This is a genomic window from Flavobacteriales bacterium, assembly GCA_020635795.1.
Lineage (GTDB): Bacteria > Bacteroidota > Bacteroidia > Flavobacteriales_E > Vicingaceae > Vicingus.
The window spans coordinates 83032-109283 of the sequence record JACJZD010000002.1 but is presented as its reverse complement, the minus strand read 5'-3'; the positions used below and the strand labels follow the sequence as shown (position 1 = coordinate 109283).

Here is a 26252-nt window from a genome sequence, read left to right as displayed (position 1 = left end):
AACTCTTCAACTTTGACGATAAATTTAAAACGACCATTATTTTTTATTATACTTTTGTCGTTCAAAACTTAAATCAATACTAATGAAAGTTGCAGTTGTAGGCGCTACCGGAATGGTAGGCAATGTTATGCTAAAAGTTTTAGCAGAAAGAAATTTTCCGATAACAGAATTAATTCCTGTTGCATCAGAAAAATCAGTAGGAAAAGAAGTGGAATACCAAGGTAAGAAGTATAAGATTGTTGGTTTACAAACTGCTGTTGACATGAAAGCTGATATCGCTATATTTTCAGCTGGTGGCGGAACATCGTTAGATTGGGCTCCAAAATTCGCTGAAGCTGGAACAACTGTTATAGATAACTCTTCGGCTTGGAGAATGAACCCCAACAACAAGTTAATTGTTCCTGAAATTAATGCGCACGAATTAACTGCATCTGATAAAATTATTGCCAACCCAAATTGTTCAACCATACAAATGGTAATGGTATTGAATCCTTTACACAAAAAATATAAAGTAAAACGAGTAATTGTTTCTACTTACCAATCAATTACTGGTACTGGCGTAAAAGCTGTTGAGCAACTAAAAAACGAACAAGCAGGAGTAAAAGGCGAAATGGCTTACCCTTACCCGATTGATAAAAACTGTTTGCCACAATGCGACGTGTTTACAGACAACGGTTATACCAAAGAAGAAATGAAGTTGGTAAACGAACCTAAAAAAATTATGGGTGACGACAGTTTAAGAATTACTGCAACCGCCGTTCGTGTTCCTGTTGTTGGAGGGCATTCAGAAACGGTAAATATTGAATTCGAAAACGATTTTGATTTGTCGGATGTTCGTAAAATTTTACACGAAACTCCAGGAGTAACTTTGCAAGATAATCCCGACACCAATACTTACCCAATGCCTATTTATGCTGCTGATAAAGACGATGTTTTTGTTGGTCGTATTCGTAGAGATGAATCAAATCCAAATACCTTAAATTTATGGATTGTTGCAGATAATTTACGCAAAGGAGCAGCCACCAACGCTATACAAATTGGCGAATATTTAATTAAAAACAAACTGGTTTAGTTTCTTGTCATTCAGAACAATAATTTGTGGAAAATTAATTTTCCCTACAAATTGAAGTGATGAATCTGTTTTGTTCTATATTCTTAAAGTTTTTAGTTTATTTTAGAGACAAAAGACCTTAAATGCAACATAATTATTTTGTTTATGTTCTTACAAACATCAATAAAACTGTAATTTATACTGGGGTTACAAATGATTTGAAAAGACGATTATTTGAACATCAGGAAAAAGTAAAAAGCCTAGCTTTTACTTCAAAATACAACTGTTGTTATTTGATTTATTTTGAACGATTTCAAAATGTGAATCATGCAATTGAACAAGAGAAAAGAATAAAAGGGTGGTCGAGAAATAAAAAAGAGCAATTGATAAATTCATTTAATCCCAATTGGGATTTCTTAAATGATAAGATAGATTAATTGTCATTAGGAACTACAAATTGAAGTGATGAATCTAGTTATAAAAGAAAAAGAGATTCTTCGCTACATTTTACAATAAAATAAATTTTATGTAAAATTTTGCTCTGAATGACAAAGAGAAAAGTACTACATTTATTTTTTAATTTAATACCATGAGCAAATACAAAACATTAAAAGAACTCATTGCAATTGATTCTCCATCGGGTTACACCGATAATGCTTCTAAATATATTTTCGATTTATTAAAAAGTTACGGATATCAGCCAGAATACACCAATAAAGGTGCTGTTAAATGTGCGTTAGGTAAAAAACCTACACTAGCCATTGCTGCCCACGTTGATACTTTAGGTGCTATCGTTTCGGGTATAAAACCAAACGGAACATTATCTTTTTCACTATTAGGAGGTTTATCGTTAACAGGTGCAGAGGGTGAATATGTTAAAATTATTACGCACAACAATAAAACCTTTACGGGTACTATTTTATTGAACAACCCTTCAGTACATGCTAACAACGAAAAAGAAAAAACCGACCGTACCATAAAAAGTATGCACATTCGCCTAGACGAAGAAGTCTATTCTAAGGAAGATGTAAGCAAACTGGGTATTGAAGTGGGCGATATTATTTGTGTTGATGTTAAATACCAAGAGTTAAAAAGTGGTTTCATTAAATCTCGTTTCTTAGACAATAAAGCGGGTTGCTATGTATTGTTTGAATTGGCTCGCCGATTAAAAGAACAAAAGAAAGAAGTGCCAGTAGAAATTTTCTTTTCAAACTACGAAGAAGTTGGGCACGGTGGAACAGTTGGTTACTCTGAAACCATTGAAGAATTGTTGGTTATAGACATGGGTGTCTTGGGAGATGATTGCCAAGGGAACGAAGTAAGTTGCTCCATTTGTGCAAAAGACAGCTCTGGTCCTTACGATTATAATTTTAGAAAAAAACTGGTTGATTTAGCACAAAAAAACAAAATACCGTACAAAGTTGACGTTTACCCTTTTTATGGCTCTGATGGTTCTGCTGCTTTACGTGCAGGAAACGATTTTAGAGTAGCATTAATCGGTATGGGTGTTGCAGCATCACATGGTACAGAACGAACACATGTTAAAGGTATAGAAGCCACTATTGATTTGTGTTTGGCTTATATCAATGATTGAAGTTCGTATACTATCGCCAAGTACTAGGTATTTTTAATTTAAATCCAGTCTTACTAATTACTTCTTCATCAAATTGACTATCAACAAGTTTCTTGCGTCCAATAGTCATCGATCCTTTTGCAACTAACGCCATTGATGAATTATGTCTTTTGGGAGGAAATGCAATAAACACTCTTTTATTTTTAAAATTCTCATGAATAGACTTAATCGGAGGAACTAAATCACTATCTCCTGAAATTAACATTGCCATATCAAACTCATCTTTGTAAGCATCTATAATCATTGATGTTGCAATATTAACATCAGTCATCTTTTCTTTAGCAGTTCGCCAAATATTTCCACATCGTTTACATTCTTCAGATCCATCCTGATAATTTCCATAAATCACCTTTACATCAATTGTCTCTATAGCATCAATATAAGTGGATTGCCTTTTTTGTTTGTCTAAATTATTACTTACTCTACTGGTAAAATATTTTATTTGAACAAGTTTTTGATTGGATTGTAATAAATTCTCTATCAACACTTTTAAATTTAACCATCTACAATTATCGAATCCTGCCTCTCGTATTCCAAAATAAAGATTAAAGCCATCAATATAAACAATTACACGTTCATAATTTTTATTTTCTATTTGCATAAATATTTTACTTTGTTTACATTTGTACTCATGAACAACACTAAGGATAGTATCCTTGGTCTGACGTCCCGAGTAATTGGGACGTTTCTTTTTTAAGTAATTTTCATTTTAATACCCCAACTTTTCTCTCACTCGTTGCAAAACAGGTTGAGCCACTTTTCTTGCTTTTTCTGCTCCAATTTGTAATTCTTTTTCTAGTTCAGGTAAGTTTTGTGTATAATAATTAAACTTCTCTCGTTCTTTTGAAAAACGTTCTAACAACAATTCAAACAAGGCCGTTTTTGCATGACCATAACCAAAGTTTCCAGCTAAATATTTTTTTCTCAATTCTTCTGTTTGTTCTGGTTTAGCAACCAATTTATACAACGCAAATACATTACATGTGTCTGGATTTTTTGGTTCTTCAAGTGGTGTGCTATCGGTTTCTATTCCCATTATTTGCTTTTTCAACTCTTTGTCCGACAAGAAAATATTAATGGTATTGTTTTTCGATTTACTCATTTTATCCCCATCAGTTCCAGGTATCAACATGGTATCTTCCTGTATTTTGGCTTGTGGCGGCACCAAGGTATCTCCCATTTGGTGATTAAATCGATTAGCGACATCTCTAGCCATTTCTAAATGTTGTAATTGATCTTTTCCTACAGGAACCAATTCAGCATCGTACAATAAGATATCAGCAGCCATTAACATGGGATAAGTAAATAGTCCAGCATTAATATCTTCTAGTCTGTCTGCTTTATCTTTAAACGAATGAGCTAACATTAGTCGTTGGTAAGGGAAAAAACAACTCAAATACCACGATAATTCTGCAACTTCAGCGACATCAGATTGGCGATAAAAAACTGTTGAAGCAGGATTTAATCCGCAAGCTAACCAAACTGCAGCAGTATTGTTGGTGTTTTCACGTAAGGTTTTTGCATCCTTAATTTGTGTTAACGAGTGCAAATCTGCAATAAACAGAAAAGCGTCGTTTTTAGGATCGTTTGCCATTTCTATTGCAGGCAAAATTGCCCCTAATAAATTTCCTAAATGTGGAGTTCCTGTACTTTGTACTCCTGTTAAAATTCTTGCCATAATACAAAAGTAATTTTTTTGGCACGAATTATACGAAAAAAGAAATATCTAACCAACTAACCACATAGATAAATAGGAGATATAATTACACGGCTAATTCTAAAAACATACGAAATAGTATCACAATAGTTATTTCACGCTTTGCGTGAAAACTATGCTAATTTATGTCGGTCTTTATTCGATAAAATAGCTATGTATCTGTGTGGTTTATTATTTTTTTGAATTTAGTTGGTAATGTTAAATTTTAATCCGCCTTAGAACAACGCTTTTTTATACCTTTGTTGAACAACATGAAAAAAACAAGAGAAATATTAGGTGGCTTATGGAAAATTTATGCTGCCCTTTGGTTTACAGGTTTACTCGTTATTTTATATCCAGTTTATAAAATATGGTTAAAGAAAGAAAAAAACTTCCGTAAAGCCATGATGCTTTTAAAATGGCATACTCGTTTATTAATGGTTGTTACCGGGATTAAGCTGATTGTTAAAAATCGTCATTTAATGGATAAAAACAAAGCTTACATTATTACTCCCAACCATACTTCTTATGCTGATATTTTAATTTTATATCATATCGTTCCCAATTATTTTGTGTTTTTAGGAAAAGAAGAATTGAAAAAAATTCCGCTGTTCAACATCTTTTTTAAAGACATGAACATTGGCGTAAATAGAAAAAGTGCAACATCAGGAAAACTTGCCCTAGAACGTTGTGGGAGGGAGTTAGACAAAGGAAATTCTGTTGTGTTGTTTCCAGAAGGTACTATACCTAAATCTTGTCCTGAACTTGGGAAATTCAAATTAGGCGCATTTAAATTAGCCATAGAAAAACAAATACCTGTTGTGCCCATCACTTTTTTAAGTAATTATAGAAGATTGGAAATGAGTGGTTTGTTTTCAGGTAAAGCGGGTCCAGGAATGGCAAAAGCCATTATTCACGAACCCATTCCAACAGTAGGGTTAACTGAGGCTGATTTAATTCCTTTATCAGAAAAAGTGTTTGATATTATTAATAAAGAAGTTGAGAAACACAACAAGAAAAAATCTTAGTTCTCTCTCTCTTTAAAAAACTGCTCGCAAGCAATTTGCTCGGAGGTTTTTTTGTTAGCCGCTTCACCCACTCCAACCAATTGATTGTCGATAAACAATTTAGTTTTATAAAACCTCTTGTTTACTTCGCCTAATTCTTCAGTTTCAAACTCAATTTTGTGTTTACCTTTTTGAGCATACTCAATGGTTCTACTTTTAAAGTCTGTTTCTTTATCCAACACATCTTCAATAACCACATGGTGCTCAAACAATTGTTGCAAAACAAATTTTTCCGTTTTTTTAAATCCTTTATCCAAATAGATAGCTCCAATTAAAGCTTCTAGAGCGTCGCCCATGATGGTTTTGGATTCTCTATCTATATTCGACTGAACAAAGGTGTCAATACCAATTTTATAGGCTAAATTATTTAAAAATTGACGACTCACTAATTTAGAACGCAACTGCGTTAAAAATCCTTCATCCTTAAACGGAAATTTTTTAAAAATATAAACTGAAGTAATTGTACCAAGAATTGAATCACCCAGAAACTCTAATCGTTCATTGCTTTCGTAAGCTTGTTTTTCGGTTCCCAACAACATCGATTTGTGGGTAAAAGCTTGTTCATACAACGAAATTCGGTCGGGTTTAAAACCGAGTATGCGTTCAAGTTTGAACGCATACTCAGATTTTTTACGAAAAATTTTTAGTGCCATGGTGTATTATAACTCCAACAATTGAAGTTACCCTTTGTATTTTTTAAATACCACCGATGCATTATGACCACCAAAACCAAAAGTATTACTTAACGCTGCTCTAACTTCGCGTTTTTGAGCTTTGTTAAAAGTGAAGTTTAACCTTGGGTCAAAAGCTTCATCATCAGTAAAATGGTTAATGGTTGGAGGTACAATATCTTCTTTAACAGCCATTAATGTTGCTACTGCTTCTAAAGCACCAGCAGCACCCAATAAATGCCCTGTCATTGATTTTGTTGAACTGATGTTTAATTTAAATGCGTGGTCGCCAAACACATTCATAATGGCTTGCGATTCTGCAATATCTCCCAACGGAGTAGATGTTCCGTGTACATTGATGTAATCAATATCTTCAGGTTTTAACCCAGCATCATCCAATGCCGAAATCATTACATTTTTAGCACCTAAGCCTTCTGGATGTGGAGCTGTCATGTGATGAGCATCGGCAGACATTCCACCACCAACTACTTCAGCATAAATTTTAGCCCCTCTTTTTATGGCGTAATTGTATTCTTCTAATATTACCGAAACTCCACCTTCACCCATCACAAATCCATCACGTTCTTTATCAAACGGACGAGAAGCTGTTTCTGGTGAATCGTTTCTTGTTGAAAGTGCATGCATGGCATTAAAACCACCCATACCTGCTTCTGCAATAGAAGCTTCTGAACCACCCGAAACAAAAACATCTGCCTTGCCTAATCTGATGTAGTTAAATGCATCAATTAAAGCATTAGTAGATGAGGCACAAGCAGCAACTGTAGTAAAGTTAGGCCCTCTAAAACCATATTCCATCGAAATCATTCCTGATGCAATATCAGCAATCATTTTAGGAATAAAGAATGGATTAAATCGAGGAGTACCATCGCCTTGAGCAAAGCCAGTTACTTCATCTTGAAAGGTTTTTAAACCTCCAATACCTGAACCCCAAATCACTCCAATTCGGTCTAAATTTAACTTTTGCACGTCAAGGTTCGCATCTTTAACTGCTTCTCGAGCAGCGATAAGTGCAAACTGAGTATATGGGTCAATTTTACGACCTTCTTTTCTGTCAAAATAGTCTTCAGCATTATAGTCTTTTACTTCGCAGGCGAACTGAGTCTTAAATTTTGAAGCATCAAATCTTGTAATTGGAGCACAACCGCTCACGCCATTCTTCAAATTTTCCCATGTTTCAGGAAATGTTTTTCCAAGTGGAGTGATAGCTCCAATCCCTGTAACAACAACTCTTTTTAATTCCATATAAGCGGATTAACAATATGAATATAAACAGAAAAAGCTTTGAATTTTATCCAAAGCAATTTCAATTAAATTGTAAAGATTTTTACTTTGCGTTGCTTTCGATGTATTTTACAGCATCTCCAACAGTAGCAATTTTTTCTGCCTGATCGTCTGGAATAGCAATGTTAAATTCTTTTTCGAATTCCATAATTAATTCCACAGTATCAAGAGAATCTGCTCCTAAATCGTTTGTAAAACTAGCTTCAGCTGTTACTTCTTTTTCATCAACGCCTAATTTGTCAACGATGATTGATACTACTCTTCCTTTAATATCTGACATGTTATTTAATTTTAAATTGTTTTATTTCTTATTTAAGTCTGCAAAGAAAATTATTTCTATCAATATAATCAAATATTTTTACGATTATTCGTACTTAATCATCACTTCATTCAGTTCTTTACGACCAATATTAGGAACTTTTGCATTTTCGGCAGCATATCCAACGGGAATAAGTAAAAATGGACGCTCATTTTCGGGTCTATTTAACACTTTTGTTAAAAAATTCATTGGACTTGGCGTGTGTGTTAACGAAACCAATCCTGCATGATGGATGGCACTTAACAACATTCCTGCTGCCAACCCTACCGATTCTGTTACGTAATAGTTGTTTACCTTTTCTCCTTCTTCCATTTCGTAAGCTCTTTTACACACCACTATTAGGTATGGAGCTGTTTCCAAAAAAGGTTTTTCCCAATTGGTATCAAAGTGCTCTAAATCCTTTATCCAACGCTCACTCATTCGTCCCGAATAATTTTCTTTTTCTTCAATTTCAGCAGCTTCGCGTATTTTTTTCTTCATTTCTGGGCTCGATACCACACAAAACGTCCAAGGTTGTTTGTTTGCTCCTGAAGGAGCTGTTGATGCTGCTTTTATAATGTTTTCTATTACTTTAATATCAACTGGTCTATCAGAAAACTCTCGAACAGTTCTTCTTTCGTTCGACCACAAAAAATACTCTTGGCTTCTTTTTAATTGTTCTTCGGGTGAGTACTCTTTTCTTTGGTAAGGAATAAATTTCTCTGCCATAATAGTTACTTTTGATTTTTAGGAAAATTAATAATTTATCATGACAAAACGAATAGCCATATTTGCATCAGGGAGTGGTTCTAACGCTGAAAATATTCATCAATATTTTGGCTCTAATAAAACTGTTGAAATTGCTTCTATTTTAACCAACAACCCTAATGCAAAGGTTATTGAACGTGCTAACCGATTAAACATTGACTGCAAAGTCTTTGACCGAACAAGCTTTTATAACACATCAGAAATTGTAGATTATTTAAAAGCTAAACAAATTGACTTGGTGGTATTGGCTGGTTTTTTATGGATGATTCCTGAAAACTTAATCAAGGCATATCCTAATAAAATCATCAACATTCACCCAGCTTTATTGCCCAAATATGGTGGAAAAGGCATGTATGGCGACAACGTACATAAAGCTGTTATAGAAAACAAAGAAGCTGGATCGGGTATTACGATTCACTTTGTAAATGAAAAGTACGACGAAGGTAAAATTATCTTCCAAGCAAAATGTACTATTTTACCAACCGATAATTACGAAGATTTAGCCAACAAAATTCATGCTTTAGAGTATGAACACTTTCCTAAAATAGTAGAACAAGTTTTAAAAGATTTGTAAAGTTAACTCGATTTAAACCACATAGATACATAGTCTTATTATTTCATTTAAGGAAATCATAAGTTACACACAGCTTTCTCCGATATATCGGAGAAATAACTATTGTGTAGCTAGTTAATTAAAAGTTTTTGATTTGCTAAGACCTATGTACCTATGTGGTAAAATAGAGTAGTGTATAGAATGATACCAATTGAAGTAATGCTAGTTATTTTTTGCAAGTATTGATGCCAAAAATGGTGTAAAGCGGGCAAAAACTAATAATACTCGTTATTAAAAATATTGCTCCTAAACCTAACAACACATACCCTAATGTACCTTCAACAGCTTTGGTAAAGTATGCTACTGAAAATGCGATTGCTAAAATAATTCTAACAATTCTGTCGATGTTACCCATATTTTTTTTCATAACCTTTTTATTTAATTGATTTAAACTGATAGCCTTGCTCAGCAAAATTAGCCAATACTTTAGGCAAAACATATCTTAAATTTTTCTCTGCTTTTTTACTGTCGTGAAAAACAATGATTGAACCTTTTTTAGTGTTTTTAATCACGTTTTCGTAACACTTTTCAACGGTATTGTTAGCGTCAAAATCGGCACTCAATACATCCCACATAATAATATCATAATGTTTACCAATTGCTTTGGCTTGTTGCCTAGTAAGTTTACCATAAGGAGGTCGGAACAATGTTGAATGGAACACTTGTTGACATTGCAACACATTTTTTAAATACGTATACGGTTTGTTTTCCCAACCGTTTAAATGGTTATAGGTGTGATTGCCTACGGCATGTCCTTCGCCAACAATTCGATTAAACAACACTTGGTTTTCAACTACGTTTTTACCAATACAAAAGAAAGTAGCTTTAGCATGGTACTTTTTTAATTCATCCAACACCCAATCGGTTATTGTTGGCGTTGGACCATCATCAAATGTTAAATAAATTACTTTTTCTACTGTAGGAATATCCCAAACGTATTTTGGATAGGTTCGTTTTAGAATTTTAGGTGTTTTAACTACGTACATAGCAACCAACAATATTTATTTTTCGATGGGAATTATTTTATTTACAATTTTCTCGGCAATTACCCCAAATTGAGATTTGATGATTTTGTTGATGTCGTTTTCGTTACCTTCAAAAGTTGTAATAATGGCTCCAGAGCTAACTTCTTCTTTGTTGTTAAAAATGGTGTAGTGCACTTTTATGGTTCGGTCTTCCACTTTACTCGAATTTACGTATTGAAACTCCATTCCACGTTTGATGTCTAACTCATTAATAAAGATGTAATATTGGGCTTGGTATTTTTTGTTTAAGGTAGCTAACAGTTCATCGTTCGAAATAACTGTTTTCATGTATTTTTCTCGGTTATCCACTTGGCTAACAATTTGTCCGTTGTTGATGCCTGCCTCAGTGTATTCGTCGTTTTTCTCTTTTTTCTTAAACTTGTTTAAGAGTTTGTTGCCTTTAGTTTCTTCCTCTTCTTCCATTGGCAACACTTCATACTTGTATCCAATCGAATTGTAGATGTACGAAAGTTCCATTCTCGCCTCTTCTTCCTGCAAAGTATAAAACGACAACGGAGAAAAATAAGGTTTTAGGGTAATAAACAAATTTTGATCTAAAGCTGCTCTAAACTTTGCTTTAATATCCTGATAATTCATTTCATTCTTTACCGCTATCTGATTATCGATATCAGAAATGTACAAACGTGGCTCGAAAGGGACTATTAATACACTGCCCTTGTTGCTTACATTCTTTGCTGGAGCATCTCCAGTAGTGGTTTCTTGCGAAAAGGAGTTGAATGAAATGGAAAATATTGCTACAAAAAATAGTATTCGAATGGTCATAATTGCTGTTCTTTAACGTAAAACTATTCAATTAAGAATCAAGAAATACGCCAAAAAAAAGTGTTTTTGAACAAGAGGGAGTTAACAGTCTTCAGTTCTCAGTCTTCTGTCTTCAAAAACAAGAACTAAGTAACCAGCACTAAAACCTCAAGAAATCGGTATTGGCATAAATCATAAACGCCAACAATAAAATCATACCAGCCATTTGAGCATATTCCATGGCTTTTTCGTTTGGTTTTCTACGGGTAATCATTTCGTACATTAAAAACATTACGTGCCCACCATCTAAAGCTGGTATTGGCAACAAGTTCATAAAAGCTAATACCAATGAAATCCACGCTGTTTTTTCCCAGAAATTTTGCCAAATCCATTCCGAACCAAACAATTTACTGATGGTTGCAAAACCACCCATACCTTTGTAAGCACCCGTTTCTGGGTTAAGCATTAACTTAAATTGTTTATAGTAATTCACCAATTTTTCGGTAGCAATTTCAACACCACGTGGGAAAGCTGCAAAAAACGAATAAGTAACTGTTTTGGTTTGATATATACCTGCTTTTTCTAGTTCTAACACCGAATACGCATAAGGTGCAACACCTAAAATTGCCGAATCGGGAACAAAAATGGGTACAGTTATTTTTTGTCCATCTCTAATTACATTTAATTCTACATTTTGATTGGCAACAGCCATTAAAGCCGTTTTGTACTCGTCGTAATATTTAACTTCTTGGTTGTTGATACCAACAATTTGATCTTTCAGTTTTAAATCAGATTTTCCTGCAACGTAATCATCTTTAATACCGCCAACAGTAAACGGAATACGAGGTAAAAACATTGGCCCTCTTGAACCTTCAATTAATTTGCCAATTAAATCGGTAGGGATGTCTAAACTAATTTTCTCTCCATTTCTATCTACTTCTAGTTTTGTAGCATAAAAAATCTGCTCTTGCATTTCTTCGAAAGTAGCAGGGGCAACACCATTAATGGTTACGATTTTATCGCCAGTTTTTAAGCCAATGTTATCGGTAACCACATCATTTACACACCAAACTCCATTTTTTAATTCGCTGGCTGGCAGATACTTTTCACCATAGCCCATTAACACAAAGCTGTAAATTAAAAACCCAACAATTACATTTACAATAATACCACCCAGCATGATGATTAAACGTTGCCAAGTTGGTTTTGCTCTAAATTCCCATGGTTGAGCAGGTAATTTCATTTGCTCTTTGTCCATGCTCTCATCTATCATTCCCGATATTTTTACATAACCCCCTAATGGCAACCAACCAATACCGTATTCGGTTTCACCAATTTTCTTTTTAAAAACCGAAAACCAAGGATTAAAAAACAAATAGAAACTTTCTACTCTTGTTTTAAACAGTTTTGCAGCAAAAAAGTGACCTCCTTCGTGCAATACCACCAATATTGATATACTTAATAATAATTGTCCTGCCTGTATAACGTAATCCATTTATTTATTTTTTAGCGAAGTTACTTTTTTTGTTTGAATAGACGATTGAAATAAATTGGTGGTTTTACAAGAGCTTAAAAAACATATAATAATGTCGAATTATTGTATATTTGGTTAAACGTATATTGCGAATAAGTACAATTGTGTTTATTCGCATGTTTGTGGCCAATTAAAATAAACGATGGATATATCTGCTGAAGAATTTGAAATATTGCTGTGTCAGTTTTGTCAACAAGATTTACCACCGACTTTCAAGGTTGAACACGATATTAAGGATGTTGGCGGTGAAAGTGAGAACAAGAGACAAATCGACACAAAGATCTCTGGAAAACTTGGTGTTTCAGATATTTTGATTTGCGGAGAAGCGAAGAATTGGTCCAATAAGGTCGGTAGCGAAACTATTGATGGATTAGTCGGAAAGTATCTTTCTGGAGAAATTCGAGCGAATAAAGTAATTTGCTTTTCAATTCAGGGTTTTACGGAACCAGCCATAACAAGAGCCAAAACGCTAGGAATTGAACTTTTAGAACCTGCGGACTTAGGAAATCCAATTCAAAAAATACCACATATTGTTGGAGTGGGGTACTTGGGACAAATGATAGTTAAAGTCTCTCACAAAAGTCCTCAACAAAATTTAATGGCAATAAATGTTGAAGACTATGTAATTCTAAAAGGTGAAGAGCAAATCAGTTTTCAACAGAACATGAAAAGACATGTAGCTGCAAATCTGAAAAGCACCCCTGGAATTACTTTAGACACAGACTTATCCAAGACTCAAGTCACAGACAGCAATGTACTATATGAATTAAAGCAAAAAGAAGGATATAAATACAATGGAGACTTCAAGGTTGATATAGAGCTTACCTGGGATTATTTCTATGAATTTTTGCCAACGGGCGTTTTAAGACATTTAAACACTGACGAAATCCGATATGTCAACTTGCAGGGAAGTCTAGGTGATGTTTTGACTAAGGTTTTGATGTCTCCGACAAAGGGGAATTATGAATCAAAAGAAGAATTGATAGAAAACGTAGTTAAAAACAATTCGACCCACAGATACCACTTGTGCCTAACTGATCCAGATAGAAACAAAACCAATCCGACTGAACCAATATTTGAATTAATAAAATAACTGGCCACAACAACACCTATACGCAATGCCCTTCGGGACACTGCGCATAGCCAAACCGTTAATAATAAAATATTTCTCACTTCGTTTCGGATGACTTAGCTTTAAAACAACCCATTCGTACCTCAACGGTTATTTTAAGAATAAAAAATTATTTCAACAGTTGAATCACCTCTTTTTCTTTCTCAAAATTCAAAAATGAATGGTTCTTGGTTAATTCATCCATTTGGTTGAGTTGGTCGGTAATAAATTTTTGGTGGGCTTCGCTTTTAAAATCAAAGGGTTTGTGTTTTGCTGCGCTTATAATTTTCTCAATTTTTTGGTTTAAGGTTTTTGTTTCGGTAGAGAAATAAGTGTCAGCAAACTTTTCCCAAACATAATCAATGGCTTGGCTGGTGGGGTGTATCATGTCTTCTTTAAAAAAGCGGTAATCGCGTAATTCGTCCATTACCATTTCGTAAGCACCAAAATAATGGCAATTGTTGTGTTTATTGGTTAACTGATGAATGGTCAAATGCAATACCGATTTACTGATGTTGTTTTCGTATAAACCATCGCTAATGTGCCGAACTGGGCTTACGGTAAAAACAACATTTACATTTTTTAATTGATCAATTATTTTGTCAAAAGCAAACACCACCTCATCAACCGACAACAATCTTTTATTAAACTGTTTTGCTGGTATTTTATGGCAATTGGCTACAATTTTATTGCTTCCAATTAATTCATACACCCAAGCTGTACCCAATGTAATTATTATGGTTTTAGTGTTCGGTAATTGTTTGTGAGCCGATTTTAGTTCCTTATTTATCTTATCCAGACACTCTGTTTTATCAAACGACGAAAAGCTACCGTGGTGGTCGAAACTAACATACTTGGTTTGGTGTTGAGTTAAATCGTTTTCGGTATAGGTGTTGCCCTCAATAATTTTATGTAACGCATTAGCCAACGAAATTGGGTTGTAAATAATCCCAAAAGGGTTGGTGGTTGCTTTAAATTTATGGTTGGTTAGTTTCTCACCAATGTTTTCGGTAAAACAAGAGCCTAATAAAAGCACCTGTTCTTGGTGCGAGATAGACACATCAGATTTAAAAACTGGGTTATTTAAGAAAAAGGAGTTCATTTTTTATTTCACTATTTTTTTAACCACATAGGAACATAGTTTCTTTTTTAAAGAAATTCATAGGCGCCTTGCTTACAATATAGAAATACTATGTTAAAAATTTATTTCTATCACTCTCTTTAAATATTTTATCTATGTATCTATGTGGTTTTAAGAAAATGATAAGTAATTATTTTCTAAAAATCCAATATTCAGGATTTAGCTTGGTCATGCCTTTCCAAATTTCTAAATGGACATTGGTTTTGGCTTTGTCGGGCTCACTAATTAATGTGCCTAAATGTTGTTTGGTAGAAATTTTATCGCCTTTGTTTACATAAACCTCACTCAAATACGAATACACCGATAAATATTCTCCGTGTCTAATCATTACCACTTTACCACCTCCAGGAATTATTGCCACAGAACTCACCTCTCCATCAAAAATAGCTCTAGCAATTGCGCCTTTTGTAGTACTAATGTCAATCCCGTTGTTATTGATTATAATTCCGCTTAATACTGGGTGAGGATGTTGACCAAATCGGTCGGTGATAATACCTTCAGCAACTGGCCAAGGCAAGCTCCCTTTGTTAGATGCAAACGAATTCGACAACTTTAAGGCTTCTGGAGTCATCGGGAAACTTGTTTTTGACTCAGAAGTAGTAGAAGAACCTTTGTTTGCTTTAGCAGCGGCTTCTCGTGCTTTTCTTATCTCCTCTTCAATTATACGCTCAATCGCCTTTTGTAATTTACGTTCAGCTTCTTGTTTTTTATTTAAATCCGAACGTAATTCTTGTTCTTTCGATTGCAATTTTTTAACATTGGTTTCTTGCTCTGCTTGTTCTACAGCTAGCTTTTGCTTTTCTTGTTGTTCTAACGAAAGTAGGGCCGATTTTTCTTGTTTTGATTTTTCCAGCTCCGCTATTTTAGCAATCAATTCTCGCTGTGTTTCAACAATAGCGGCACCTTGTTTTTTACGGTATTCGGAATATTGTTGAATGTATTTTAAACGCTTGTAAGCCTGGTTAAAGCTACTCGATGAGAATACAAACATGATTTTGTTGTACGTGCTTTTGTTTTTAAAAGCATAATAAATCATTTTAGCATATTCTTGCTTTAATTTTTCCAAATCCTTTTGTAAGGATAAAATCACATCTTGATTACGATTAATTTGCTTGTTTACAAACCGTATTTCTTGGTCAATGGCAGATATTAACTCCACCCGTAACGAAATTTTACTTTTTAGTTTTAAAACCTCATCAAGCGTAAGTTCTTTATTTTTCTTGGTTTCGTTTAATAGCTTATTGGTTAACGAAATCTCTTTTTGGAGTTCTTTTTTCTTTTCCTCAAGTTCGTTTTTATTTTGAGCAAAGCCAGTTTGTGATGCTGTAAAAAACAACATCAACACTAAAAACAAATAGCTTGTTTTACTGTATTTGCTCATACTTTTCAGGTATTTTAAATGAAAGATTTAGTTCCTTGTTTAATGTTACCTTACCATATTCCACATCAATTTTAAGGTTTTTCTTTGATTCTACCTTAAAATTTAAATTAAAAGGGAATAATTGTCCATTCTCATCAACCTCATCTTTTCCTGATACCAATTTATGATTTGAAAACAATCCAGTTAAAGATTGGTCTTTTTCAGGGTCGAACAGCAGTAATTCAGCAATTTTAAAGGTTTCGGGATAAATCCATAAAATTTGAGATTGGCTTTTAATTACTTCTTTTTCTTTTTTGATGTCTTTTTTTACTTTACGCTTTTTCTCTGTTCCAATATAATAATAGTCTTTTTTTCGGTCAATTGATGTGCGTATTTTTTCGTCTTTTTCAAATTCAATACTATTACCAACCAATAAGGCTTCAAGCATGTTGTAGTCTAAATCAACATCAAACATTTTATTAATAAAAGCAAAATCGCCCATAAAATACTTGTTGTGTATTCTATCCATAAACAATACACTGTCGGTTGTAATCAACACTCTCGCCATTTCAATACCAAGAGCTGGTGTTATGGATAGCCAAATTGCGCTATCTTTTCTAATACGAAGGTTGGCTTTAAATGAGGTCGATTTTTCGTCGGTAAAGGTAATATCAGCTTTTGTAGAAAGCGATTCAAATTGAAATTCGTTGGTTTCTAATTTTTGTAATAACTCTTTAGTGGAATAATGATCTAACTTAATTTTTTCAACTTCTTTTGGAGCTTTACAAGAAAATAAAAACAGGAGAAAGACTGAAGTTAGGAGACCGAAACTAGAAGTCCGAAATTTGAAAAACTGCCCGAACAAGTACCAACGAACAGAAATCAGAAAACTTCCAACTTCCAACTTCCAACTTCCAACTGGATTATTCATAGAGTTGTTTGTCTGCAATTTTCTTATCAATAAATTCGGAGGTTTCTCCTAAAGTTTTAGCTTGATTCCACAACTCAAGTGCTTTATCAATGTTACCTAATTTGGCATGCACATCGCCTAAATGCTCTACAATAACAGCATTAGATTTCCCTCCATTTTCTAGTGCTTTTTCTAACCATTCTTTCGCGGCAATGTATTTTCCTTGTTTGTACAAAATCCACGCGTAAGTATCTTCATAGTTTGGTTGGTTAGGCTCAATTTCATTTGCTTTAGCCGATAATTTTTCTGCTCTTTCGAGGTTTTCGTTTCTCAACGACAGATAATAACTATAGTTGTTCAACACATAAATATTGTTCGGCTCTATTTCCAACGCTTTTTCGTAGTATTTATCAGAATTTTTATGGTCTTTTAAGCGGTAATAACTGTCGCCCAAATTGGCATAAAACTGCGATAATAAAGGTGGATTTTTCACTACAAAATCTTTACCTATTGTTAAGTAGTCAACCGCTTCTTGGAATTTTTGTTTTTGAATGTTTGCCACTCCATAAAAGAAATAAAATAGGGCTTGATTTGGGAAAAGCTCTAATGCCATTTTACTATGTATCAACATCCCATCAAAATCTTGCATTTCTGATTCAATAAAAACCACTTGACTCCAAATTGCAAACTTAGAGCTATCTAATTCAATCGCTTTTAAATAGTTTTCTTTTGCTCCGTCATTCTTCTTGTCGCGATATAAAAAATCGGCATAAATGGTGTACGATTTTGCATCTTTTGGATGAGTTGCAATTAACAGTCTGCTTAAATCATAAGCATCTTGTTTTAGTTCTGGTTTCTTTTCCGAATCAGCATAATACGACAACAAAATTTGCATTTTAGTATCGATATTAAAATCAGGATTTTCAAATACCAATTTCAATTCGGATAATGCTTTATCCTTTTCTCCTTTATTACGATAATATTCGTAAAGTGCTAAGTGCGAAAAAGCATCGGTAGGGTCTTTTTCTAAAATTCGTTGATAAATTTCAAAGGCTTTATCGGGCATGTTATTCGCCAAATACATATCGGCTAAATAACCTTGATACTTGGTTTCTTCAGGAAATGCTTTTATTAATTTCTGAATCTCTTCACCAGCTTTATCAATGTTATTTAATTTGATGTAAATTTTTTGTTTCTGAAGCGAAATTTCTTCATTTACTCCAATTTCTGATTCTAATTTATTGTAGGTTTTTAAGGCTTCTTCGTATTTACCCGAATACAATTGTGTGCCCGCCAAGTTGTACAACAATTCTGGATTGTGTGGGTTTTTCTGTATTAGAATTTGATATTGTTTTACTGCTTCATCAATTCTATTGCTTTTTTGCAAAAGATGTGCGTATAAAAATCGGTACCAGTAATTATCATCATTCAAACTAACCGCTTTTTGTGCATAAGCAATTGCTTCGGTAGTTTGATTGGTTAAATCAAAAATATTAGCCAATTCGTAATAAGCTGCTGGTTGTGTTGGGTCTAACTCTGCACACTGCAAAAACAACCCAGCTGACAACTGATAATTACCAATCATTCGTTCTTTATTGGCATTGAAATACATAAAATCGTATTTCATTTTATCTTGCTCCGATAAAGTGCTTGTTTTTTTTGTTTTTGGGTGTTGAGTAACCGATTTTTCGGTATTTTTAGATGAACTACATCCAAACAACGCAATGCTGATGACAACTATTATTATGGATTGTAATTTCATTTATTTGTTTTTTCTCGCAAAGCCGCAAAGTTCGCAAGTTTTTTCTTATTTACTTAACACTATCAACTAATACAACTCTGTATAATCGCCAATACTAATTTCTTGTTGTTTTTGTTCCACTTTTACATGGTTTCCTATCATCGAAGCTGCAATGTTAGCATTTTTGATTTTAGTATTCGATTGTATAATGGTGTTTTCAATTACAGAATGACTAATTTCAACATTATCGCCAATAGAAACGTGTGGACCAACTACCGCATTTTTTAATTTCACATTTTTACCGATGTAACATGGCTCAATTATCACACTATTGTCTTTAACAAGTGATGAATCATGCTTTAAATCATTCTTAATAAACTCCAAAACACGTTGATTAGTATAAACAGTCGCCTTATAATTGCCACAATCTAACCATTCATCTACTTTACCAGGGACAAATTTTGTGCCTTTTTGTTTCATGTTCTCCAAAGCATTGGTCAATTGAAACTCGCCTTTTTCTTTGATGTTATTATCTATTAAATATTGTAGCTCATCTTTAAGGTAAGCACCATCTTTAAAATAATAAATTCCAATAATTGCCAAATCCGATACAAATTCTGTTGGTTTTTCTACAAAATCTGTTATCACATTGTCGCTATTTAATTTTACCACACCAAAAGCACTTGGGTCGTCAATTTGATTTACCCAAATTATTCCATCAGCACTGCTATCTAAAGTAAAATCGGCTCTAAAAAGTGTGTCGGCAAAAGCAACAACAACGTTACCTTTTAAACTGTCTTTTGCGCACAAAATAGCGTGAGCTGTTCCCAACGCTTCTTCTTGGTAATATATACTCCCTTTTGCCCCTAAACTTTCGGCAACAGCCACTAAGTTTTTTTCTACTTCAACACCAAAATCGCCAATAATAAAAGCAATTTCATCAACGGGTTCGCCACAAACTTTAGTAATGTCTTCAACTAATCGTTGTACAATTGGTTTTCCTCCAACTGGCAATAATGGTTTTGGTATGGTTAGCGTGTGAGGTCTTAATCGAGAACCTCTTCCTGCCATTGGTACTATTATTTTCATTATTTCGACTTCTTAATTTAACAATCTACACACCCCTAAACCCTCTCAAGAGGGGAATTTAGCCCCTCCTTCGGAGGGGTTGGGGAGGCTTTTATTTCTTTCCTGTACTTCCAAACCCTCCAGCACCTCTTTCGGTTGTTCCTAATTCTTCAACCAAGCTCCATTCAGCTTGTTCGTGTTTAGCTATTACCAATTGAGCAACTCTTTCTCCATCTTCAATTACAAATGGCGTGTTGGATAAGTTTACTAATATCACTCCTATTTCACCTCGGTAATCAGCATCAATTGTACCAGGCGTATTTAATACGGTTACACCATTTTTATACGCCAAGCCACTACGAGGACGGACTTGAGCCTCGTACCCAATAGGTAATTCAATCAATAACCCTGTTTTTACTAAAACTCTTTCTAACGAGTTAAGTGTTATTGGTGAGTCAATATTAGCTCTTAAATCTAACCCTGCAGATGCTTCAGTAGCATACTCTGGCAAAGCATGTTTTGATTGATTTACAATTTTAATTTTCATATATCTAGATTATAAGATTAATAGTTTATGAGTTTAGTTGGCTCTTTTTTAGCCCATTAAGCATCATTGCTATTTCATCAATTTGAGGTCTTAATTTGTTTAATTCTTCCATTGAAATAAATTCTAAATCAACTGCCAAAATTAACTGATTTAAAACTTCTAAAAGACTTCCAAAAGATATTTCTGTAAATCTGGCTTTATCCTTTGAATTACTTCTTGAACTTCCTTCTGCTATGTTTGAGCAAACAGAAACAGCTGCTCTTCTTACTTGACTGGTTAGCCCGAATTGTTCTTCTTTTGGGAATTTTTTAGAAAGCAGGTACACTTCTTTTGTTAGTTTCCTTGATTCCTTCCAAACAATTAATTTTTCAAATGAATAAATTTTCATCTACATAAACTTTTAACCTTATAAACCATTTAAACTAGCTTACTAAATTACCACTTTTTTCGGTCTTTCTAAAAAGTAAATTATCGCCAAATATGCCATCATAATTATACTATGAGTAGCATACTTAACAACCATTGAATCGAACATTAAATAGCTACTTCCCAAATATATGATGAACGCTAATCCAAGATATAAAAACACTTTATACAAATCGTATTTTATGGGATAATGTTTTCTGCTCAAAACAAACGATAAAACCATCATTGAGGTATAGCAAATTAATGTTGCCCAAGCCGAACCAACATACCCATAAATTGGTATCCAAATAAAGTTTAAAAGCACGGTAATAATTGCACCAAAAATGCCAATATACGCCCCGTATTTTGTTTTTCCGCTTAACTTATACCAAATGGATTGATTGTAGTAAATACCTAAACTGATGTTTGCAAACATTAAAATTGGAACCACTGTTAATCCCTCCCAAAATGCTTTATTTGGGATAAAATATTTTACCACATCAATAAATAACATTACTCCCAAAAATATTGTTGCACAAACAATAACAAAATAAGTCATTACTTTAGAGTAAGTTTCTTTTGCATCCACCTCTTTTTCTTGAGCAAAAAAGAAGGGTTCTGCAGCATAACGAAAGGCCTGTATAAATAAGGTAATTATGATTGAAACTTTATAACAAGCTCCATAAATTCCAATTTGTGAAAGTGTTTCTTTTTCGCCTAAAACATCAAACAACATTCTTTTTAACATTATTCTGTCGATGGTTTCGTTTACAATACCGGCCAACCCAAACACTAAAAGAGGCAATGCATAAACAAACATTTTTTTAAGTAAAGCTATCTCAAACGAATACCGTGTGCTTATCATTTCTGGCAACAAAAGAATAAACTTAACTATACTGGCTATTAAATTTGAAATAAAAACATACCCAACACCAATGTGAGGATTATAAAAAGTTTCTATTATCCAGTTGGTTTTCCCAGAAGCATGTAGGGGGCGACAATACGCTAAAAAAAATAAGTTTAACCCAACAAATACAATAATGTTTGCAAAGTTTACAAAGACAAATTTAGCCGACTTATTCTCTGCTCTTAATTTTGCTAAAGGAATAGATGAAACAGCATCTAACCCAACAATTATGGCAAACCAAGTAACAAACTCCTTGTTGTTTGGATATTTTAACCAATCGGCTATTGGTTGATTAAATAAAAAAGCTGTCGTGATAAAAAGAAAGGATGTTGCCAAAAGAGCACTAACTATAGTAGTATAAACCTTTTTTTTGTCTTCATCTTTTTGGGTGGAAAACCGAAAATAAGCGGTTTCCATACCATAGGTTAGAAACACCACCAAAAAGGCAACATAGGAATACATTTCAGTAATAATTCCGTATTGGTCGGTTGTAAATTTTGCAGCCCCAATATAAATTGGAACTAAAAACCACGTGAGTAATCTCCCAATAATAGTGGTAAGACCATAAATGGCAGTTTGACCGGCTAATTTTTTTAAAGGGTTACTCATATAGTCCCTCCCAACCTCCCCGAAGGGGAGGAGCTTCCAACTCGCCAGCTACATCCATAGCATAACAATATTGGCTTTATGAGTACTTTTTTAATTTTTTTAACCATTTAACATTCGTCCCCCTTCGTGGATTTAGGGGGCTACTTAAAAGCTGGTTTGCGTTTTTCAATAAATGCCGTTGTTCCTTCAACAAAATCGGGAGTACCAAAGCATTTACCAAATTCATTTATTTCTGTTTCGAAACCATTAACACCATGTTTAAATCCTGCATTAACAGCATTTATTGCTCCTGCTATAGCTGTTGATGAATTTCTTGCAATTTTTGTAGCAATATCTAAACAAGTTGAAAGCAATTGATCTTGAGGTACTACATGATTAGCTAAACCATAACTTACAGCTTCCTGAGCAGAAATCATTTTGGCAGTCATAATCATTTCCATGGCACGACCTTTTCCTACCAATTGAGCCAAACGTTGTGTACCTCCATAACCAGGAATTACACCTAACGTTACTTCTGGCAAGCCAAGTTTTGCATTATCAGAAACCACTCTAAAATGACAACTCATAGCCAATTCTAATCCTCCCCCTAAAGCAAAGCCATTAACAGCTGCAATAACAGGAGTAGTTGATTTTTCTACTAAATCAAATAAAATTTTATGTCCGTGAGCACTCAATTGTTTACCTTGATCAACATCAAACTCAAAAAATTCTTTAATGTCTGCACCTGCTACAAAGGCTTTTTCGCCAGAACCTGTTAATATAATTGCTCGAACCGATTTATTGCCCTCAATACTTTTAAACACATCACTTAATTCTAAAATGGTTTCTTTGTTTAAAGCATTTAATTGATTAGGTCTGTTAATTGTAATTATTGCAATGGTATCTTTTTGCTCAATTAAGATGTTGTTGTAGTTCATTTTTAAAGTTTTACTGATTATGTAGCAAATGTAATTATAAAGTTGGAAGTTGGAAAGACAGAAGTTGGAGGTCGGAAGACAGAAGTTAGAGTAAATTATTTTTTATGAAAAAATTTCTTCTAAAATTTGTCTGGATTTTAAATTGGATAAATTATTTACATGGATAGAATAATAATCAATTAACGCTGATAACACCTCTTTTCGTTGTGATTTAGTAATCACCAATTTGTCTATTTGTTCAAAATCTAACTCAAAAACTTCGTTAAGTAATGCGGAATTAAAAACACCAATGTAAAAAGGATGGTTGGGTTGAATGGTTGAAAAATCACCGTCTTGCAAGTTAAAATAACTATTTGGTTGATATGTTTCTAACTGTGGTTGAAACCCAAAATATCCAGTTAACTGAGCAAGAAATATCAAATGAAAATTGGAGAATTTTTCTGGTTTTTCATCAAAAAATAACAACGAAGATTTTACAAAGTTGAACAAGTTTTGGTTCGATTCTTCTTCTTTGATTACCTTGTACAGAAACTCTGCAATAAAAAATGCCATTGCCGATTTATATACATTAAATGGAATAGATTGAAATGGGGCGTCAATTTTTATCGATTTTAATGTGTGAAGTGTTTTGTTTTCTTTTTGAGTGGATTCAACTTCAACAATTGATAAGGGTTGGAGATACGCTTTTTGCGCTTTATTTTTTTTTGAATGAATTCCTTTTAAAATAAAGGATTGAATACCAAAATGCTTTGTGAAAATTTTAATGATTACACTGTTATCGGAATATTTAAAATAATGTAAAACAATCCCTTTTGTTACGTGTAACATTAGTGAATAAATAAAATTTTTGCTGCTTGTTTAAGCTCCCCATCTTGTCTAGCATTAAAAACCATGTAAACACCTGTTTGAACTCTATTACCATTTAAATCTTTACCGTCCCAAATGGCTTGACCACCCAACGATTTTGTTTGAGAAACCAAGTTACCACTTATGTCTGTAATTCTAACATCTGTATCTTCTACCAAGCCCCTTATGGCAATTACTCCATGATAGGTCTCACGAACTGGATTAGGATAAACAAATACATTACTAAAATCATCTTCAGCATCGGTTGCAGTTCCTTTGTATGAAATCAACCCTTTTTCGGTGGCAATATATACTTCTCCTGTTTTTCCATCTATCTTGATGTCGTATATATTATTAGAAAACAACGGGCTATTATCGGTTGTAAAATGTTCAATTTCTTCAGTTCCATCTTCACTCATTAAATACACACCAGAGTTTTCTGTTCCAAACCATTTTCTGTTGGCACCATCAATTGCAATACATTTAACCGTTTCGGTTTCAAGTAGTAACTGAGTTTGCCCATCTTGTTGAATGTAAACAGGTTGTATTTGTTCATTTCCAGAAAAAACATTTACTGGGTTATAAATAACACCAACCCCTGGATTTGCTCCAAACCATATTTCTCCATCCAAATCCTCTTGAAATGTAACAATTTCACCTCCACCATTCTGAAACGTTATAAACCTATCATCAGTAGTTGTTCCTAAGGTTTTATTATAATCAAAAACCGATATTTTCAAGTGTTTTGAGTCTAGTATCCAAACAAAATCATTTTTATCTACTAGGAGTTTTGTATATTCAGATGTACCAGTAGAAAATCCAGGAAGACTAAAATTATACCAATTGTTAGTAGGTGTTTTTACCGCTAAAATATCATTACCATAAGAGCTCGAAACCCAAAAATTATTGTTTTGATCAAAATCCATTCCTGAAATATTCGTTGTTCCAAAAAAAGTACTATCTAAAACTGAATTCTGGGCGTTATAAACAGTAGATACTGAAGCATTATTAAACTCCAATAATCCATTACCCCAACTACCTACGTATACTTGATTAACGTTTGTTGGATTAATAGCAACTGAAACAAAACTATACAAATTACCTCCACCAACTGGATTACTAACTTCTGTTGGAACTGTTTTCCATTCACCTTTTACTCTATAATTGTAGGGTCTATTACTTCTATAATTTCCATATCCACCAGAAGTTATCCAAATATTTCCATCTATAACATCTAGAGCAAATGCACTCGACGTATTCGGACCATTTGGTAATATTTTACTTACGCTCCAATTATCATACTGTTTTAATAATCCATTTGATGCTTCAGCAATCCAATATATTCCATTAGGGTCTAAATGTACTCCTTTTACATCTAGTCCAAATGCCCCGGCATGAGTATAGATTTGGTCGATAACATTAAAACTATTATCAACAATATTTAAACCAGACCCTGCCACAATCAACTTATTATTATATACTTCCAACTTATTAATATTCAATCCTTGCGGAAGAAGATTTTGCCAACTTGATCCATTAAAATAAAATACACTATCAGATTCCCAAACAGGTAAATCTTTACTAACAACTAATGTGTTGCTATAATAAACAATATTAGAATATTTAGCCGAGGGTAAATCCGAGCGTTTTGTCCACTGATTATAATCGGCAAGATTTGTGTTGTTTTTATCTGCAAAATATATCCCATCATCAGCAGCGGCATAAATGTTTGTATTATCAAATGCAACAGCATTAGTATTTATAGAAGCTCCTAATAAACCATAAAAATAAGTGTCTGCTACTTCATTTTTATCCGTATTTAAAACAACAATACCAAAACCTGTTGAAAGATAGGCAAACTGATTAACTAAATAAATATGATTTACCGACTTACTACCCGTAAGACTGGTATTGTTTTTTATGAAGGATAAATTAGTAATGTTATTATTATCATCTATAATATCAATATTTCCATTTTTATAAGCAATAATTAATTTATTGTTATAAGGGTTAAATTTTACTTGAACAACCTCAATATCTGATAAACCAGTTATTAACGTCATTCTTTCTATGGTTTTTTCTTGTGTATCGTAACTAAATAATGCTGATTCCGAGGAACAATAAACCTTTCCGTTACCGTAGGTAACAGCTGTACTGTTGTTATAAGAAAGATGATCACGCCAAGTGCCTATAGGGATTTCTTGTGCAAACACTCCTAATGACAAATTAATTGAAACAACTATAAGAAATCGAGAAATAAATTTCATGAT

Annotated in this window: 27 protein-coding genes; 6 read left to right on the top strand and 21 right to left on the bottom strand. The window is 33.6% G+C overall.

All coding sequences use genetic code 11. The features are described 5' to 3' along the window. Positions 1-82: 82 nt before the first annotated feature. The 3 genes from H6589_08100 (at position 83) to H6589_08090 (ending at position 2645) form a co-directional block, all read left to right on the top strand. Positions 83-1072, top strand: a complete 990-nt coding sequence (locus tag H6589_08100; protein ID MCB9174556.1) for an aspartate-semialdehyde dehydrogenase — start codon at positions 83-85, stop codon at positions 1070-1072. A 122-nt stretch (positions 1073-1194) separates the two neighbouring features. Further along, positions 1195-1488, top strand: a complete 294-nt coding sequence (locus H6589_08095) for a GIY-YIG nuclease family protein (GenBank protein ID MCB9174555.1) — start codon at positions 1195-1197, stop codon at positions 1486-1488. A 152-nt stretch (positions 1489-1640) separates the two neighbouring features. Then, entirely contained in the window at positions 1641-2645 is a 1005-nt protein-coding gene (locus tag H6589_08090) for a M42 family metallopeptidase (protein MCB9174554.1), read from the top strand. 10 nt (positions 2646-2655) lie between these two features. Here the strand turns inward: H6589_08090 and H6589_08085 are convergent, their stop codons facing one another. Further along, the gene (locus H6589_08085; GenBank protein MCB9174553.1) at positions 2656-3285 is read right to left on the bottom strand and encodes an NYN domain-containing protein; all 630 of its coding nucleotides are present in this window, start codon (positions 3283-3285) and stop codon (positions 2656-2658) included. 108 nt (positions 3286-3393) lie between these two features. Further along, entirely contained in the window at positions 3394-4362 is a 969-nt protein-coding gene (gene trpS / locus H6589_08080; GenBank protein MCB9174552.1) for a tryptophan--tRNA ligase, read from the bottom strand. 290 nt (positions 4363-4652) lie between these two features. Between trpS and H6589_08075 the strand changes: the two genes are divergently transcribed. Further along, complete coding sequence (locus tag H6589_08075; GenBank protein ID MCB9174551.1) at positions 4653-5408, top strand: 1-acyl-sn-glycerol-3-phosphate acyltransferase; 756 nt, start codon at positions 4653-4655, stop codon at positions 5406-5408. On the opposite strand, the gene rnc is transcribed toward H6589_08075, so the two are convergent. The 4 genes from rnc to H6589_08055 form a co-directional block, all read right to left on the bottom strand. After that, entirely contained in the window at positions 5405-6100 is a 696-nt protein-coding gene (gene rnc / locus H6589_08070; protein ID MCB9174550.1) for a ribonuclease III, read from the bottom strand. The two genes, H6589_08075 and rnc, sit on opposite strands and share 4 nt — an antisense overlap. Positions 6101-6127: 27 nt before the next feature. Then, entirely contained in the window at positions 6128-7381 is a 1254-nt protein-coding gene (gene fabF / locus H6589_08065; protein MCB9174549.1) for a beta-ketoacyl-ACP synthase II, read from the bottom strand. Positions 7382-7463: 82 nt separating this feature from the next. Further along, on the bottom strand, positions 7464-7700 hold the full coding sequence (locus H6589_08060; GenBank protein ID MCB9174548.1) for an acyl carrier protein: 237 nt from the start codon (positions 7698-7700) through the stop codon (positions 7464-7466). An 84-nt stretch (positions 7701-7784) separates the two neighbouring features. Then, positions 7785-8447 carry a nitroreductase family protein gene (locus H6589_08055; protein ID MCB9174547.1) on the bottom strand — a complete coding sequence of 221 codons (663 nt, stop codon included), beginning with the start codon at positions 8445-8447 and terminating at the stop codon, positions 7785-7787. 40 nt (positions 8448-8487) lie between these two features. Between H6589_08055 and purN the strand changes: the two genes are divergently transcribed. Then, positions 8488-9060: a phosphoribosylglycinamide formyltransferase gene (purN, locus tag H6589_08050; GenBank protein ID MCB9174546.1), complete on the top strand. Its 573-nt coding sequence runs from the start codon at positions 8488-8490 to the stop codon at positions 9058-9060. Between the two features lie 205 nt (positions 9061-9265). On the opposite strand, the gene H6589_08045 is transcribed toward purN, so the two are convergent. The 4 genes from H6589_08045 to rseP form a co-directional block, all read right to left on the bottom strand. Beyond that, positions 9266-9466 (bottom strand): DUF2892 domain-containing protein, encoded by a 201-nt coding sequence (locus H6589_08045; GenBank protein MCB9174545.1) that lies wholly within the window; start codon positions 9464-9466, stop codon positions 9266-9268. Between the two features lie 7 nt (positions 9467-9473). Then, complete coding sequence (locus H6589_08040; GenBank protein ID MCB9174544.1) at positions 9474-10085, bottom strand: polysaccharide deacetylase family protein; 612 nt, start codon at positions 10083-10085, stop codon at positions 9474-9476. A 15-nt stretch (positions 10086-10100) separates the two neighbouring features. Then, a complete protein-coding gene (locus tag H6589_08035; GenBank protein ID MCB9174543.1) occupies positions 10101-10907 on the bottom strand; it encodes a hypothetical protein in 807 nt (268 codons plus the stop codon). A 139-nt stretch (positions 10908-11046) separates the two neighbouring features. After that, positions 11047-12381 (bottom strand): RIP metalloprotease RseP, encoded by a 1335-nt coding sequence (rseP, locus tag H6589_08030; GenBank protein ID MCB9174542.1) that lies wholly within the window; start codon positions 12379-12381, stop codon positions 11047-11049. Between the two features lie 181 nt (positions 12382-12562). Between rseP and H6589_08025 the strand changes: the two genes are divergently transcribed. Then, positions 12563-13513 (top strand): restriction endonuclease, encoded by a 951-nt coding sequence (locus tag H6589_08025; protein MCB9174541.1) that lies wholly within the window; start codon positions 12563-12565, stop codon positions 13511-13513. A 148-nt stretch (positions 13514-13661) separates the two neighbouring features. On the opposite strand, the gene H6589_08020 is transcribed toward H6589_08025, so the two are convergent. The 11 genes from H6589_08020 to H6589_07970 form a co-directional block, all read right to left on the bottom strand. Beyond that, entirely contained in the window at positions 13662-14633 is a 972-nt protein-coding gene (locus H6589_08020; protein MCB9174540.1) for a GSCFA domain-containing protein, read from the bottom strand. Between the two features lie 169 nt (positions 14634-14802). Then, positions 14803-16053, bottom strand: a complete 1251-nt coding sequence (locus H6589_08015) for a peptidoglycan DD-metalloendopeptidase family protein (GenBank protein ID MCB9174539.1) — start codon at positions 16051-16053, stop codon at positions 14803-14805. After that, on the bottom strand, positions 16037-16963 hold the full coding sequence (locus H6589_08010; GenBank protein MCB9174538.1) for a DUF4292 domain-containing protein: 927 nt from the start codon (positions 16961-16963) through the stop codon (positions 16037-16039). The genes H6589_08015 and H6589_08010 overlap by 17 nt, the downstream gene beginning before the upstream one ends. After that, on the bottom strand, positions 16956-18704 hold the full coding sequence (locus H6589_08005; protein ID MCB9174537.1) for a tetratricopeptide repeat protein: 1749 nt from the start codon (positions 18702-18704) through the stop codon (positions 16956-16958). The genes H6589_08010 and H6589_08005 overlap by 8 nt, the downstream gene beginning before the upstream one ends. Before the next feature lie 66 nt (positions 18705-18770). Beyond that, the gene (locus tag H6589_08000) at positions 18771-19772 is read right to left on the bottom strand and encodes an NTP transferase domain-containing protein (GenBank protein MCB9174536.1); all 1002 of its coding nucleotides are present in this window, start codon (positions 19770-19772) and stop codon (positions 18771-18773) included. A 91-nt stretch (positions 19773-19863) separates the two neighbouring features. Then, positions 19864-20298, bottom strand: a complete 435-nt coding sequence (gene dut, locus H6589_07995; protein ID MCB9174535.1) for a dUTP diphosphatase — start codon at positions 20296-20298, stop codon at positions 19864-19866. Between the two features lie 25 nt (positions 20299-20323). Continuing rightward, positions 20324-20686, bottom strand: coding sequence for a four helix bundle protein (locus H6589_07990; protein ID MCB9174534.1), 363 nt, complete (start codon positions 20684-20686; stop codon positions 20324-20326). 42 nt (positions 20687-20728) lie between these two features. Further along, complete coding sequence (locus H6589_07985) at positions 20729-22219, bottom strand: polysaccharide biosynthesis protein (GenBank protein MCB9174533.1); 1491 nt, start codon at positions 22217-22219, stop codon at positions 20729-20731. 140 nt (positions 22220-22359) lie between these two features. Beyond that, positions 22360-23136, bottom strand: a complete 777-nt coding sequence (locus H6589_07980; GenBank protein MCB9174532.1) for an enoyl-CoA hydratase/isomerase family protein — start codon at positions 23134-23136, stop codon at positions 22360-22362. A 102-nt stretch (positions 23137-23238) separates the two neighbouring features. Continuing rightward, positions 23239-23964 carry a DNA repair protein RecO gene (gene recO / locus H6589_07975; protein ID MCB9174531.1) on the bottom strand — a complete coding sequence of 242 codons (726 nt, stop codon included), beginning with the start codon at positions 23962-23964 and terminating at the stop codon, positions 23239-23241. Then, entirely contained in the window at positions 23964-26249 is a 2286-nt protein-coding gene (locus H6589_07970; protein MCB9174530.1) for a T9SS type A sorting domain-containing protein, read from the bottom strand. The genes recO and H6589_07970 overlap by 1 nt, the downstream gene beginning before the upstream one ends. Between the last annotated feature and the right edge of the window lie 3 nt (positions 26250-26252).

Bases quoted from the DNA above. Each gene is read 5' to 3' on its own strand.
- H6589_08100 (MCB9174556.1), top strand. From the start codon at position 83: ATGAAAGTTGCAGTTGTAGGCGCTACCGGAATGGTAGGCAATGTTATG.
- H6589_08095 (MCB9174555.1), top strand. From the start codon at position 1,195: ATGCAACATAATTATTTTGTTTATGTTCTTACAAACATCAATAAAACT.
- H6589_08090 (MCB9174554.1), top strand. From the start codon at position 1,641: ATGAGCAAATACAAAACATTAAAAGAACTCATTGCAATTGATTCTCCA.
- H6589_08085 (MCB9174553.1), bottom strand. From the start codon at position 3,285: ATGCAAATAGAAAATAAAAATTATGAACGTGTAATTGTTTATATTGAT.
- trpS (MCB9174552.1), bottom strand. From the start codon at position 4,362: ATGGCAAGAATTTTAACAGGAGTACAAAGTACAGGAACTCCACATTTA.
- H6589_08075 (MCB9174551.1), top strand. From the start codon at position 4,653: ATGAAAAAAACAAGAGAAATATTAGGTGGCTTATGGAAAATTTATGCT.
- rnc (MCB9174550.1), bottom strand. From the start codon at position 6,100: ATGGCACTAAAAATTTTTCGTAAAAAATCTGAGTATGCGTTCAAACTT.
- fabF (MCB9174549.1), bottom strand. From the start codon at position 7,381: ATGGAATTAAAAAGAGTTGTTGTTACAGGGATTGGAGCTATCACTCCA.
- H6589_08060 (MCB9174548.1), bottom strand. From the start codon at position 7,700: ATGTCAGATATTAAAGGAAGAGTAGTATCAATCATCGTTGACAAATTA.
- H6589_08055 (MCB9174547.1), bottom strand. From the start codon at position 8,447: ATGGCAGAGAAATTTATTCCTTACCAAAGAAAAGAGTACTCACCCGAA.
- purN (MCB9174546.1), top strand. From the start codon at position 8,488: ATGACAAAACGAATAGCCATATTTGCATCAGGGAGTGGTTCTAACGCT.
- H6589_08045 (MCB9174545.1), bottom strand. From the start codon at position 9,466: ATGAAAAAAAATATGGGTAACATCGACAGAATTGTTAGAATTATTTTA.
- H6589_08040 (MCB9174544.1), bottom strand. From the start codon at position 10,085: ATGTACGTAGTTAAAACACCTAAAATTCTAAAACGAACCTATCCAAAA.
- H6589_08035 (MCB9174543.1), bottom strand. From the start codon at position 10,907: ATGACCATTCGAATACTATTTTTTGTAGCAATATTTTCCATTTCATTC.
- rseP (MCB9174542.1), bottom strand. From the start codon at position 12,381: ATGGATTACGTTATACAGGCAGGACAATTATTATTAAGTATATCAATA.
- H6589_08025 (MCB9174541.1), top strand. From the start codon at position 12,563: ATGGATATATCTGCTGAAGAATTTGAAATATTGCTGTGTCAGTTTTGT.
- H6589_08020 (MCB9174540.1), bottom strand. From the start codon at position 14,633: ATGAACTCCTTTTTCTTAAATAACCCAGTTTTTAAATCTGATGTGTCT.
- H6589_08015 (MCB9174539.1), bottom strand. From the start codon at position 16,053: ATGAGCAAATACAGTAAAACAAGCTATTTGTTTTTAGTGTTGATGTTG.
- H6589_08010 (MCB9174538.1), bottom strand. From the start codon at position 16,963: ATGAATAATCCAGTTGGAAGTTGGAAGTTGGAAGTTGGAAGTTTTCTG.
- H6589_08005 (MCB9174537.1), bottom strand. From the start codon at position 18,704: ATGAAATTACAATCCATAATAATAGTTGTCATCAGCATTGCGTTGTTT.
- H6589_08000 (MCB9174536.1), bottom strand. From the start codon at position 19,772: ATGAAAATAATAGTACCAATGGCAGGAAGAGGTTCTCGATTAAGACCT.
- dut (MCB9174535.1), bottom strand. From the start codon at position 20,298: ATGAAAATTAAAATTGTAAATCAATCAAAACATGCTTTGCCAGAGTAT.
- H6589_07990 (MCB9174534.1), bottom strand. From the start codon at position 20,686: ATGAAAATTTATTCATTTGAAAAATTAATTGTTTGGAAGGAATCAAGG.
- H6589_07985 (MCB9174533.1), bottom strand. From the start codon at position 22,219: ATGAGTAACCCTTTAAAAAAATTAGCCGGTCAAACTGCCATTTATGGT.
- H6589_07980 (MCB9174532.1), bottom strand. From the start codon at position 23,136: ATGAACTACAACAACATCTTAATTGAGCAAAAAGATACCATTGCAATA.
- recO (MCB9174531.1), bottom strand. From the start codon at position 23,964: ATGTTACACGTAACAAAAGGGATTGTTTTACATTATTTTAAATATTCC.
- H6589_07970 (MCB9174530.1), bottom strand. From the start codon at position 26,249: ATGAAATTTATTTCTCGATTTCTTATAGTTGTTTCAATTAATTTGTCA.